Genomic DNA, 12,787 nt, shown 5'->3' on the forward strand with positions numbered 1-12,787 from the left:
GGACGGGTGCCGCAGCGACGTCCCGCGGCCCGACGAGGACTTCTCGGGCGTGCTCTTCGGCGAGGCGGGCAGCCAGGGTTGACCGGTGCCGCGCCCCGCCGGAGCCGGGTGATCAGCGCACCTTCTGCCCGTCGACGGTGTGGGTGGCACCGAGCCACCGGATGTCGCGCGGCAGACCGCTCTCCTCCGCGACCCGGGCCGGGAGCCGCTGCGCCACGGACCCGGCAAGGGCCTGCGTCGCCGACCTGGCCACCCCGGCCTTGGTGAGACCCGTGGTGCCGTCCAGCTCCTCGCTGTCCTGGTCCCTGCCCGTGACCCGCTGGTGGGCCGAGAGGGAGCTGTGCACGGAGGGCTTGTCGTTCTTGCGCGCCCAGGCGGTCACCACGCCGGGGCTCGCGTCGGTGCTCGCGAACACGTTGCCCTCCGAGCTCGTGATCATGTCGTTCCCGTTCATGACTCGCTCGTAGGAGTTGGTACTGACGGTGGCGCTCGCCTTCCCACCGGCGTGGAGCACGTTGTTGCCGAGGGTGATGTTGCGGCTGATCCACGGCATGGCGGTGTCTGGTCGGGGACGTCGCGGGTCCGCGCCCATGGCCTTGCCGTCGTTGCGGCGCTTGTCCAGGGTGACGGCGACCGCGTTGCGGTTGCCGGCGATGGAGTTGTTCCAGATCGCCACGTTGTCGGAGTTGGCCACCAGGATCCCGTCGAAGGCGTTGCCGGTGATGACGTTGTCGGCCACCACCGCCGTGGACGACAGCTCCAGGACGACCCCGTAGCGGTGGTTCCCCGTGATGGTGTTCCCGACGACGGTGATGTCGTGCACGGAGTGGTCGGTCCAGAAGGCCGACCCCCACGTCCCGCTGAGGTGGCTGTTGGTCAGGCTCACCCCGCGGCTCGTGGTGATCTTGAACCCGCCGGCGGCTGGGGTCGGGTTGAAGCGCTGGTCGTTGTTGTCCTCCAGACGCAGGTCGTTCACCCGGAGGTTGTCCGCCTTGTTGCCCTGGAGACCCATCTGGCCGCTGCCACGGATGGTGACGCCCTCCAGGACGCAGTTCGCGCCGTAGACGCCGATACCAGCGGTCGCGGAGTCCTCGACCACGATGTTCTCGAGCCTCATCGACGGGTAGTAGGTCGTGATCACGCCCTGAGAGGGGACGGAGTTGGCGTACCGCTTCACCCCGAAACCGCGGATGGTCGATCCGGGCGCCCGCAGTGAGATGGCGGTGGCCAGGGTGCTGGCCTCGACCAGGCGACCGGCGGGGTCGCTGCCGATCCAGAGCCGATCCGCCCTGTTGTCCACGTAGAAGGTCCCCGCCTTCACGTCCTGGACGCGGCGGACCTGCCGCTGCTCCTTGCCGTCGATCCAGAGCTGGTCGGGGTGCGCGGCCAGCGGGTAGTCGGGGTTGATCCACTGCCAGCCCGGCTGGGTGCTGTCGGCCAGGCCCTTGCCGTAGGTGGGACTGGTGTCGAAGTCGGTGTCCCAGCCGCGCTTGACCCAGGCGGCTCCGTCACGGGCGAAGCCCTTGACGGACTCGGCGCCGTCGAACCACACCGCCTCACCGGGGTAGGCCTGGATGGTGAGCACCCGCTGGGGCGGCACGAGGATGCTCTCGTGGTACCTGCCTGCGCGCAGCACGACCGTCTGGCCGTCTCGGGCCCGGTGGATGGCCTGGGTGACGGTGCGGAGCGGCTCGCTCTTGGTACCGCGGGCGGAGTCCTTGCCGCTGGGGGCGACGTAGAGCGCGTCCGCCGGTGCGCGGTAGGTGGCCTTGCCGACCGGGAGGGACCCGATCGAGGCGCCAGCCCCGGTCGTGGGCGCGCCGGGCTTCGGGCTCGGGGTGGCCGTCGGAGGCGGAGAGGCGACAGCGGGTCCTCCGACGGAGAAGGCGTGGGTGGTGATCGTGGCAGCCTTCTTGTGCGAACCGGACACGTAACCCCAGAGGCCGACCGGACCAGAGCGCGTCAGGCGCTCGGACGAGCGGTCGTCGAAGCGGGTGTGCCACGACGTGGAGCTCGAGCCGACAGGGTGGACCCGGCTCGCGAGGCTGACGCTCGTGCTGCCGCTCACCGACAGCTCCACCCGGAGCCGTTGGCCGGGTTCCACGACGTCCAGCGCCTTGGTGGCCAGGATCTTCTCCCGGCCGCCGGGCCCGACCCGCATCAGCTCGCTGTGGAGGCGGTAGGCGGAGTCCACGCGCAACCGCCCGCGGTAGCGCGAGCCGTCACCGTCCACCCTGGCCTCGACGGCGTAGTAGAAGCCAGGGACGGAGGGGAGGGTCAGCTCCGCCCGCACCAGACCGTCCTCGACGGAGGTCGTGGCCAGCCGCGCGGAGAAGGACCGCCCAGGCTGCACGTTGCCGACGGATGCGGTCTTGTTGCTCACAGCCCTGCTGGTGCCTCCCGTGACTTCCCAGCTGCCGCCGCTGTCGGCTCGACCCCACCCCTGCGCCACCGTGCGCTGGAAGGTGTCGCTGATGCTGACGGCAGCTCGGGCGGGTGTGAGAGGAGCGGAGAGGGCCAGCACGAGGAGGAGGCCCAGCGTCACGCTGAGGAGTCGACGGAGGCTGCGGGGGAGGAACGGGGGCACGGGTACTCCTTGGACGTCGGCTGCACCTGGGCCCCCGGCAGCGCGAAGTGGGCACACTGTGACACGACACCTCCGATACCGACGAGTCGACGTCTCAGCAGGTGGATGGTCGAGGTGGTCCGTGATCCACCCCGGTCAGGTGGTGCTCCCACCCAGCCGCTGCGCGGTCCTGTCCCAGTCAGCTCACAAGGAGGTGGCCTGCCGCTCGTGCGGGCGGGTGGGGTCCGAGGGGGTGCTGAGCTGTTCGGGGTCGAAGTCGTGCTCCGGAGCCGTGCGCGAGGTCTCCAGACGCAGTCCGGGCCCGGCCAACCGCTGGGCGAGCTCGGGGAAGCTGGAGAAGTGCGGGCCCACGAGGTGGCTGGAGCTCGCCAGCAGGTACAGGTCGGTGACCGCCTCCTGGAGGCCGACGCGGGTATTGTAACCCCCCGTCTTCTTCAGGCTCACGCAGCCCGGGACCTCCTGGGCGATCCTCGCTGCGGCCTCGGGGCTGTCGGCCGAGACGAAGAAACGGAGAGCCGGGTGCTGGCTGCGGAGCGCCCTGAGCCGGGCGATGTACCACTCCACAGGTGATGCCAGCAGCGTCTCCTGGTGCGACACCGGGTGCGCCCGCACCATGACACCGACGTAGGGGGACCGGCCGAGGTCACGGGTGTGGAAGTCGGTGACCGCGTCCCGGATGCCGGCCACGGGTGGCACCTGCTGCAGCGTCCGCTCCCAGGGGCCGGCGGCTTCGGGCAGGTGGAGGGCGTGTGCGGTGCGGATCTGCCACACGCGCTCCTCCGTGGCGCCGTCGAGCCAGGCCAGCTTCTCGTCCCGGTAGGGGTAGCGCGCGGTGAGCGCCCTCGAGGCCAGGCGCGGCAGCGGGCGGTCGCGCACCTCCCAGAGCTGGTCGAGGCGGGCCCCGAAGGGCTTCCCGACCGACCAGACGAACCGCAGCCCGCGCCCGGTGCTGTCAGCCAGGGCCTTGGCGCCGAACACCACACGCATCCGGTTACCCAGACCGTGGTAGGGGCGGGTGACCGCGATGACCAACCGCCGCCGCTCGTGTGGGGACATCTGGGACCACCGTTCGCTTGCCGTCGACTGCCTGGTGCTCCATCCTAGGATCGGACGGCCACGTGATCGGGGGATCGGTATGGATGTCCTGGTGGTGTGCACCGGAAACGTGTGTCGGTCTCCTGCGACCCAGCTCATGATGCGTCACGGCGTCGACGGTCTGCCCGGTCTGCCGCCGGGCGTCCTGATCAGCAGCGCCGGGACCGCGGCGCTCGTCGGCGAGGGCATCGCCCCGGCGACCGCGCAGGCCCTCAGACGTCTCGACGTCCCCCTGGACGACCACTGGGCACGCCAGCTGGACGCGGGCATGGTGGAGCGCGCGGACCTCGTGCTGACCGCCAGCCGCCGGCACCGGTCCGTCGTCGCCCACCTCGTCCCCCAGGCCATCGACAAGACGTTCACGCTGCGAGAGTTCGCCCGCTACTGCGGCACCAGATCGGGCTCGGTGGTCGGTGACCTGGGGGAGATGACCGGTTTCGCCATCAGCCAGCGGGGGCTCGTCCTGCCCCAACGACCGGAGGACGACGACCTCCCCGACCCGTGGGGCAGGTCCGGGAGGACGCACCGCCGGGTGGCCGGGTACCTTCGTGACGCCGTGGTGACGGTGCTCGACGCAGTGAGCCCCGCCGCTCGCCGCGTCCGGTGACGACGCCGGAGACGGAGCCGCCGGTCCCGTCGGCACGCAGGATCGCCCGATGAGAGGTGGCACGTGGAGGCTGGTCGAGCGCTCGATGGACAGATCGCCGAGGTGGTGGCAGCGGACCTGTGCAGCGGCTGCGGTGCCTGCACCCAGCTGGACCCCGGCTTGGAGATGGCCTACGACGACGGTGGCTTCCTGCGCCCCCGTCGTCGTGCGGCGGTGGACGGCGGGCCCGGCCCCGACGACGCGGAGGCCGCCCGGACGTTCCGCCGCATGTGCCCCGGCGTCACCCTCGTGCGGCCGACGACCCCCGGCACCCGGTGGCACCCCACCATGGGGGCCCACCTCCAGGCCTGGTCGGCCTGGGCCGCGGACAGCGGGACCAGGCACCGCGGCAGCAGCGGTGGGGTCCTGACGGCCCTGTCGGGCTGGCTGGCGTCGCAGGAGCGCCCGTGCGTCGTCGTCGGTGCCGACCGCGAGGACGTCCGGCGCACCGTGACCCTGCAGATCACCTCCCGCGAGGAGGCCCTCGCCTCAGCCGGGTCCCGGTACAACCCGGTGGCGGTGGCGGCCCAGGACGGTGTCACCGACCCCGCAGGGGTCGTCACCGGCAAGCCCTGCGAGGTGGCGGCGATCCGCCAGCTCGACCATGCGCGCGGCCAGCAGGACCCGCTGCTGCTGTCGTTCTTCTGCGCCGGGACACCCAGCCAGCAGGCGACCGACCGGGCGCTGTCGGAGATCGGCGTCGGTCCGGGGGTCGTGGTCAAGGACCTGTGGTTCCGGGGGCGCGGCTGGCCCGGACGCTTCACCGCCGTCACCGACGAAGGCACCACCTCGCTGTCCTACGACGAGTCCTGGGGCAAGCTGCTGGGGCCCGCCGTGCAGTGGCGGTGCAAGGTGTGCCCGGACGGCGTGGGCGAGTTCAGCGACATCACCGCCGCCGATTTCTGGGAGGCCGACGAGCGCGGCTACCCGGTCTTCGGGGAGCAGGACGGGCGCAGCGCCCTGCTGGCCCGCACCGAGCGCGGTCGCCAGGTCGTCGAGGAGGCCATCGCGGCCGGGGTCATCGACGCCCGTCCGCTGGAGGTGGAGGCGCTGGCCACGGTGCAGCCCTTCCAGCGGCTGCGCCGGAGCACCCTCCTGGGTCGGGGTCTCGGCAGCCGGCTGGGCGGTCGCCGGATGCCGCGCTACCGCGGCTTCGGGCTGTGGCGGCTCGCGGCCCGTAACCCCCGGGCCAGCTGGAGGGCGGCCAAGGGCACCTTCTGGCGGGTCCGAAGGGCGCGCGCTGAGACCGCACCGTTCGCCGCGGGGGAGTCCGCCTGAGGGGTCCGTCAGCCCCGGCTGCGCAGCAGCGCCCAGCCGTGGACGACGCCGCGCAGGGCGGGCCAGACGGTCCGGCCCGGGTGGACCAGCTGGCGGCGCCCACCCTGCAGCAGGATCCGGTAGGCGACGAGGGGCGCCCGCAGCGCCCAGCGACGTCGGTCCCGCGCCGGCAGGTGGAGACGGGCGTAGAGCATCCGGTTACGGACGTTGTAGTAGTAGTAGATCGGCGACTTCGCCCGGGAGGGTCCCTCGAAACCGTGGGTGCCGCCCTCGTCGTGCACGGCGGTGCAGGACTCGTCCACGGCGACGTCCCCGCCGGCCAGGACCACCCTCCGGCACAGGTCGACGTCCTCCCAGTAGAGGAAGTAGGCCTCGTCGAACCCACCGACGTGGGACCAGAGACGCGTGCTCAGCATCATGCAGGCCCCGCTGACCCACACGTGGACGTCGCTGTCCCGGACCCCGCCCGGCCGGCGGCGGGTGGCCAGCATCTCGCCGGTGCGCAGGTGCAGGTCGGTCGAGGCCGAGTAGACCCGTCCGTCCGGACGCACCACCAGGGGTGCCAGCAAGGTCATCGGCTGCTGCCGGACCCGCTGCTGCAGCCGGGCGAGGTCGTCGGTCCCGATGTGGGCGTCGGGGTTGAGGAGCAGCACCTCCGTCGCACCCGCGGCGATCGCCGCCCGGACGCCGAGGTTGTTGCCGCCGCCGTAGCCGCTGTTCACCTCGGAGGGGACCAGCAGCCAGGTATTCCGGGAGCACACCTCCGTCACCGCCTGCCGCTCGGCGTCGCTGCTGAAGTTGTCGACCACGACCACCGAGCCGGCGAAGCCGTCCCCGACCGTCCGCAGCAGGTTTCCCTCGACCATCGCCGAGGCCCCGTAGTTGACCACCACGATGGCCACCGAGGACGTCGCGGCGTCGGGGGGGCCGGTCAGCCGCGTGCCGTCCTCCGGCCGCGCTCCGTCCCCGCTCAGGACAGGGCCTCCATCCGGCGGTACCAGCGGACCAGCTGGATGGCCAGCATGCCCAGGGCGGCGAGACCCAGCAGGCTGTACGCGACGACGAAGGCGGGCCACCAGGCCAGCAGCACGAAGGCCACGCAGAGCAGGCCGTAGTCGCCCGGCAGCGCGAGCAACGAGCCGAGCGCGGGGGCGTGCTGCTCCCCCTGGAGGCCCGGGTCGACCTTGGAGCCGTAGCGGCGCTGCAGGAGATCGGTCAGGATCATGCCGAAGAAGGACACCGAGGCCACCGCGGAGAACCCCAGCGGGATCAGCACGGTGGCGAGCGGCAGGAGCTCCGGCTGCACCAGCTCCCGGAACCACAGCGACAGCACGGCGAGGTGCAGGACGGCGATCTTGGTGGCGTCGACGACGTGGTCGAGCCACTCACCACTGGGCCGTCCGCCGCCCCGCAGGCGGGCCAGCTGCCCGTCCGCGGAGTCCAGGGCGTAGCCGAGCGCCAGCAGCAGGGCCACCACGACGCCGGTGAGTACCCCGAGGGGCAGCAGGGCGAGGCAGGCGATGCCGGTGAAGGTGAACACGGCGCTGGTGGCGGTGACGTGGTTCGGGGTCAGTCCGGCCTGGTGGGCGGCGGCGGCGAGGACGCGGCCCGCCGGTCGGTTGACCCACCGCGAGTAGGCGGCGGCGTTGACGTTGCTCTTCTGGCCGGTCCGGAGCTGCGTCATCGAGCCACGGAAGGACGCGGGCCGTGTGGTGCCAGCAGGGGTCGTCATCGTCGATCCTTCCGGAGGCGGTCCACGGCGGACCGAAGCCTGGAGGCGTAGCGGGCGGAGGAGAAGCGGTCCCGCGCGTCAGCGGCCCCGGCGAGCGCCTGTCCGCGCTCCTCGTCCCACCCGTCGCGGAGGGACTCCACCGCATCGGCGAGGGCGACGGGGTCCGACGGCGGGACGCGCCGGACGGAGCCCTTGCCGGCGCTGGCCTCGCGCAGGCCGCTGATGTCGCTGACCACGAGCGGACGGGCCGCGAGTCGGGCCTCCACCGCCGTGTTGCCGAAGGGCTCGTCGACCGTCGAGGGGACGAGGACGACGTCCGCGTCGCGCACCAGGTCCCAGATCCTGGGTTGGAAGCCGTGGAAGTGGACCTGCTCGGTCAGCTTCCGGTCGTGCACGGCGTCGCGGAGCTGCTGCTCGTACCACTCGTATCCCTCGGAGGCCGACCCCAGCAGCCCGAGCGTGACCGGGACCCCGCGGTCGCGCAGCAGGCCGACGGCCTCGACGGCCACGTGCGGTCCCTTGCGCGCGGACAACCTGCCGACGAAGAGCAGCCTGATCGCACCCTCGACCCGTTCGCGCGGCGGGACGACCTGCGGAGGGCCCTCGACCGCGTTGAGCACCACCTCCGAGCGCCGCGCCAGCCAGGGCGCGGCGCTGCTGAGCACCCCGAGGCTGAACTCGCTGTTCACGACGATCGAGCTGGCCAGCGTCAGCGGGAGGTACAGCAGCCGCTGGACGAGCCGGGAGGCACTCGCCTCGCCCTCGTGCACGTGGCTGATGGTGGGGACGCCACGGAGACGCGCGAGGAGCAGCCAGAGAGGTGGGGTCACGGTGTTGACGACCACCACGGCCGGATCGACCGAGCGGAGCAGGCGCCAGCCGGGCAGCAGGGACCGCAGGGTCGTCCGCAGCAGGTCCAGCAGCCCGTGCGGCCCGAGGGCCGACTTGCTGATGACCGGTGTCGGGCAGATCAGCACGGTGTGGCCCTCGTTGGCGGCCTCCTCGAGCAGCGGCCCGCGCCGGGGGACCACCAGGACAGGGCGGACGGTGTCGGTGGTCAGCGCGCGCATGGACTCCAGGACCATGCGGTCCGAGCCGTAGAGCTCGGCGCCGGGGTGGGCGACCAGGACGGTGCGCGTCGTCACGATCGACCCCGGACGCGCTCGACGCGGGGGTCTTCTTCGGGTGGCACCTGGTGCGTCATGGCGGACCTTCTCCGATCGAGCTCCTGACGGAGACACGCCCTCCGAGGCGCGGCACGACTCTAGCCGACCTCCCGGGCGCCCGGAGGGCTTCCGCGGGCGCCGAACCTGAGCGCAGGGCAAGGGTTTCCTGTGCGTCACTTGGTGTGCGACCCTGAGCGCACACAAGGGCATCGGCCCATGGACTCGGGGGAGTGCATATGAGTGTCGGACGCCGTCATGGTCGGACGAAGAAGAAGAACATCGCCGGCAGCGGGCCGACCCGTGGACTGGACCGGGGCCTGCGCGGCGTCCTGGCTGTCGCGCTGGCGGTGCCGCTGGTCGGGCTGGGTGCCTCGACGGCCCAGGCGGCGGTCGGGTGCGACGCACTGACCGCCGAGATCCAGCAGGCGAGCAACCCGAAGCTGCTCTCGACGCTGGATACCCCCTGGGTGTCCGAGGCCGACGGGGCCGAGAGCCGGTACGGGTTCACCGAGCGCCACGGGGTGGCCTACCTCGGCAGCCTGTCCCCGTCAGGACTCGTGCCCATCCACCGCCTCTACCACCCGGCCCGCGCCGACTTCACCCTCGCGCCCCGGGGCGCGGCGGTCGAGGCGCTCGTCGCCGAGGGCTACCGGGACCAGGGCGTGCGGTTCCACGCCCTGCCGCAGGCCGGCACCGACTGCGTGGGCGTGGTCCGGTACGCCAAGGGCGGGCACACCCGCCTGGCGGCCGACACCGCCACCCAGCGCGAGCTGACCGCCGCCGGCTGGGTCAAGGGCGACACCGCCTTCTACGCCGCTCCTCCCGCAGAGGCCCACGAGCCGCCGCCCACGACGGGCGACAGCACCTTCTCCCTGGCGGTGCTGCCGGACACGCAGGCGATGACGAGCCGTGGGGACGAGAGGTTCGGCAACATCACCAGCTGGCTGGTGGAGAACCGGAGCGAGCTGGACCTCAGGTACGTCGGTCACTCCGGGGACGTCACCAACTGGGGCTGGCTCGAGCCCAGCCAGCTTGATGTCGCGGTGGACGCCATGGCCACCGTCGAGGAGGCCGGGCTGCCGTACGTGCTGACCGTGGGCAACCACGACACCCGGGCCGTGGGGTGGAACAACGTCGAGGGCAGCACCGGCTACGGCGGCGGGGCGTACATGTACAACCCCGAGTGCCCGGAGCGGCTGGGCGCCAGCCAGTGCCGCAGCGACCTGCTCGTGCGCCAGACCCAGGAGATCAACGGCGTCTTCTCAGCCGATCGCTTCCGCAACGTGGGCGGGGTGTTCGAGCCGAACAAGGTGGACAACCTGTGGAGCACGTTCGAGGCCGGCGGCAAGAAGTTCCTGGTGCTCAACATCGAGCTGTGGCCCCGCAAGGCTGCGATCGAGTGGGCTGACGACGTCGTCGCCTCGCACCCTGAGTACAACGTCATCGTCCAGACCCACCACTACCTGGAGGGCAGCGGGAGGATCGGCCAGACCAACGGGGGATACGGCACCACGTCGCCGCAGTACCTGTGGGACAACCTGATCAAGAAGCACCCGAACATCAAGATGGTGTTCTCCGGGCACACGGGCACCGCCGCCAGCAGGACCGACGTCGGCGCCGAGGGCAACACGGTCTACTCGTTCCTGCAGAACTCCCCGGGTGCCACGAACCCCGTGCGGCTGGTGGAGATCGACACCGAGGAGGGGACGCTGTCCAGCCGGATCTACAGCCCGGACGACGACCGCACCCTGACCGACTTCACCGTCGAGTACGCGGACGTCGACTTCATCTGAGCCCCCGGGGTCGGCGGGACCGACCACGAACGCCGACCCCGGCAGCCGACCACGGCTGCCGGGGTCGGCGTCGTGCGCTCACCGCCCGCGTGGCCGGTGCAGCCGGGTGGCCAGGGACTCGTAGGCCTGGGCCACGTCGTCCCAGTCGTAGTCGCGCGCACGCGCGGCCAGCCGCTGACCCCGCACCGCCATGGCCGCCGGCTCCGCCTCCGCCCGGTCCAGCAGACCGCTGAGGTCGGCGGCGGTCCCGAAGTACCCGCCGTCCTCGCGGAGCACCTCGCGGTTGAAGTTGACGTCGTAGGCGAGCGTCGCCGTCCCCGCCCCGATCGCGCGCAGCAGCGAGGGGTTGGTACCCCCCACCGAGTGGCCGTGCAGGTAGGTCAGCGCGCCGGCGTACAGCTGGTCGAGGAGCTCCTGGTCGTACACGCCCCCGACGAAGCGGACGCGGTCGTCCCCGGCGGCCAGCTGCTGGGTGCGGGCGATGTACTCGTCGGCGTACGGCGCCGAGCCGACGACCACGAGGGGACGTCGGGCGGAGCTCTGGACGTAGCCCTCCACGATGACGTGCACGTGGTTCTCCGGCTCCATCCGCGCGACCACGAGGTGGTAGCCCTGCGCCTGCAGTCCGAGCTCGGGCAGCCGGTCGGAGGAGGCCTCGCCCAGGACGGGGGCGCCGTAGCTGATCAGGTCCGAGAGGGCACCGAATTTGTCCTGGTAGTAGTCAGCGATCCCCTGTGCGTCGGCGATGAGCGCGTCGGACAGCAGCACGGACGCGCGCTCGGCGAGGCGGTAGTACCGCTGGCCCACCGGGCCCCACTTGGCCCGCTTCCACTCCAGGCCGTCGACGTGGGTCGCCACCGGTATGCGCGCGGCCCGGATGAGCGGCAGCAGCGGCGCGTTGGCGCTGTTGAAGACGAACGCCACGTCGGTGCGGTGGCGGAGCAGGTGGGCGGTCGACAGCGCGGTGTGCGCCAGTGTCTCGAGCGAGCGGCGCTTCACCACGGGCAGCGTCACCAGCTCCATGCCGAGGTGCTCCGTCGGGTCCCCCTCCGCGTTACCCCGGCGGCAGTAGACGCGCACCCGGTGGCCGCGCTCCACCAGGCGGCGTCCCACCTCCTCGACGGCCGTCTCGAAACCGCCGTAGTGCGCGGGGACGCCGCGCGTCCCGATCATCGCGATACTGAGTCCAGCGTCCACCGAGCTCCCCCAAGGGTCGTGTCCGGGCCGCCGTGCGGGGCCGCGGTTCAGGCCGCATGCTATTCCGACCCGGTGCCGGGTGCCCTCCGCCGAGCGGGGCGACAGGCTCCCCGTCCTGCGGCTCCGCCTGGCGCGCCACCCGGTCACATGAAGCGGATGCCGACGGCCAGCAGACCCGTGAGGGCGACGGCCGACACGGCCGTCAGCGCCGCGGTGCTCGGCGCAGGACCCGGGCCGGGGCGTAGCGCGGGCACGTCGACCGCCTCGAGGTGCGCCCTGGACCGCTGCGGCCAGGGAGCCACGAAGAGCCAGGCCACCGGTGGTGACGTCGACGCCCGCGCCACCAGCGTGCCCAGCGCGAGGCACACGAGCACCCCCAGGGCGGCCGCTGGTGTGGCGGGCAGGGCGAGCCGACCCGCCAGCCAGACCAGAGCGAGCAGCAGCGGGAAGTGGGTGCAGTAGTACACGATCGAGTGCCGGCCGACGAATCGCAGCGGACCGGTGAGCCGCTCGACCGATGGGAGCCGGGCGACCTTCACGGCGAGCAGCACGCCGGCGACCGAGAACGGTGCCAGGACCCCGTAGTAACGCCACGGCCCGAGCAGCACGAAGAGCAGGCTGAACGCCACCACAGGAAGGGCCAGCAGCCACGTCGCCCGGGCCGCCAGCACCCGCTGCAGCAGATCGTCACGGGCGGCGACCAGCGCACCCAGGAAGAAGAAGCCGGCCAGGAACATGAAGCGACGCTCGTCCTGGGTCAGCCCGGGGAGCTGGCTGACCACCCACGGGGCCAGCACGGGCACCCACCGCGGCAGGGGACGCAGGAAGGGGGCCACGAGGTAGAAGAGGAGGATGTACAGGAGGAACCAGAGGTAGGGCGTGGTCCAGTTCACCTTCGACCACACCGGTGTCTCCTGGTCACCGAGAGCGTAGTTCAGCATCCCCCAGACGAGCAGCGGCCAGAGGATGCGCCGGAGCTTGCCGAGCAGGTAGCCCCCGAGCGGCTTGTTCAGCGACCGCTGCAGCAGCAGCCCGGACAGGACCATCAGCACCGGCATCCGGTACGGGGCGAAGGTCTCGTTCAGCAGGATGAGGACGCCGGGCACGTCGAAGCCGTGGATCCTCAGGACGGAGGGGGCGTGCCAGAGGATCACCAGGAGGATGGCCGCTCCGCGGAGCGTGTCCATCCACCCGGCTCGCTCGCGTGCGGCGGGAGCGGCCACGGCCTGCTCGAGCGCCGGTCCCCGGTTCGACACGGTCGGAGCCTAGCCGTGCGGACCGCCCGTGGCAGGA

General features: G+C 72.1%; 10 protein-coding genes. 3 read left to right on the plus strand and 7 right to left on the minus strand.

Annotated elements, in window-relative coordinates:
* Nucleotides 1-112 precede the first annotated feature (112 nt).
* Together BLT52_RS06225 and BLT52_RS06230 are read right to left on the minus strand one after the other, a co-directional pair.
* Complete coding sequence (locus BLT52_RS06225; protein WP_090591634.1) at nt 113-2,383, minus strand: right-handed parallel beta-helix repeat-containing protein; 2,271 nt, start codon at nt 2,381-2,383, stop codon at nt 113-115.
* A 387-nt stretch (nt 2,384-2,770) separates the two neighbouring features.
* Nucleotides 2,771-3,643 carry an O-fucosyltransferase family protein gene (locus BLT52_RS06230; RefSeq protein WP_157677003.1) on the minus strand — a complete coding sequence of 291 codons (873 nt, stop codon included), beginning with the start codon at nt 3,641-3,643 and terminating at the stop codon, nt 2,771-2,773.
* Nucleotides 3,644-3,722: 79 nt separating this feature from the next.
* Here BLT52_RS06230 and BLT52_RS06235 point away from each other — a divergent pair, with 79 nt between their 5' ends.
* Both BLT52_RS06235 and BLT52_RS06240 read left to right on the plus strand, forming a co-directional pair.
* Nucleotides 3,723-4,289, plus strand: a complete 567-nt coding sequence (locus BLT52_RS06235) for an arsenate reductase/protein-tyrosine-phosphatase family protein (RefSeq protein ID WP_269457588.1) — start codon at nt 3,723-3,725, stop codon at nt 4,287-4,289.
* Nucleotides 4,290-4,352: 63 nt separating this feature from the next.
* Nucleotides 4,353-5,606: a Coenzyme F420 hydrogenase/dehydrogenase, beta subunit C-terminal domain gene (locus BLT52_RS06240; protein WP_090591640.1), complete on the plus strand. Its 1,254-nt coding sequence runs from the start codon at nt 4,353-4,355 to the stop codon at nt 5,604-5,606.
* Nucleotides 5,607-5,614: 8 nt separating this feature from the next.
* On the opposite strand, the gene BLT52_RS06245 is transcribed toward BLT52_RS06240, so the two are convergent.
* The 3 genes from BLT52_RS06245 to BLT52_RS06255 all read right to left on the minus strand — a co-directional run bounded on the left by BLT52_RS06245 (nt 5,615) and on the right by BLT52_RS06255 (nt 8,483).
* Entirely contained in the window at nt 5,615-6,508 is an 894-nt protein-coding gene (locus BLT52_RS06245; RefSeq protein WP_090591642.1) for a glycosyltransferase family 2 protein, read from the minus strand.
* A 68-nt stretch (nt 6,509-6,576) separates the two neighbouring features.
* The gene (locus tag BLT52_RS06250; protein ID WP_090591644.1) at nt 6,577-7,338 is read right to left on the minus strand and encodes a CDP-alcohol phosphatidyltransferase family protein; all 762 of its coding nucleotides are present in this window, start codon (nt 7,336-7,338) and stop codon (nt 6,577-6,579) included.
* Nucleotides 7,335-8,483 carry a glycosyltransferase family 4 protein gene (locus BLT52_RS06255; RefSeq protein WP_197679221.1) on the minus strand — a complete coding sequence of 383 codons (1,149 nt, stop codon included), beginning with the start codon at nt 8,481-8,483 and terminating at the stop codon, nt 7,335-7,337. The genes BLT52_RS06250 and BLT52_RS06255 overlap by 4 nt, the downstream gene beginning before the upstream one ends.
* A gap of 257 nt (nt 8,484-8,740) precedes the next feature.
* Between BLT52_RS06255 and BLT52_RS06260 the strand changes: the two genes are divergently transcribed.
* Nucleotides 8,741-10,297, plus strand: a complete 1,557-nt coding sequence (locus BLT52_RS06260) for a metallophosphoesterase (RefSeq protein WP_090591646.1) — start codon at nt 8,741-8,743, stop codon at nt 10,295-10,297.
* Between the two features lie 78 nt (nt 10,298-10,375).
* On the opposite strand, the gene BLT52_RS06265 is transcribed toward BLT52_RS06260, so the two are convergent.
* Complete coding sequence (locus BLT52_RS06265; protein ID WP_090591647.1) at nt 10,376-11,470, minus strand: DUF1972 domain-containing protein; 1,095 nt, start codon at nt 11,468-11,470, stop codon at nt 10,376-10,378.
* A 167-nt stretch (nt 11,471-11,637) separates the two neighbouring features.
* Nucleotides 11,638-12,750, minus strand: coding sequence for an acyltransferase family protein (locus tag BLT52_RS06270; RefSeq protein WP_090591650.1), 1,113 nt, complete (start codon nt 12,748-12,750; stop codon nt 11,638-11,640).
* Nucleotides 12,751-12,787: the final 37 nt, after the last annotated feature.

It is taken from the genome of Auraticoccus monumenti, assembly GCF_900101785.1.
Taxonomy (GTDB): domain Bacteria; phylum Actinomycetota; class Actinomycetes; order Propionibacteriales; family Propionibacteriaceae; genus Auraticoccus; species Auraticoccus monumenti.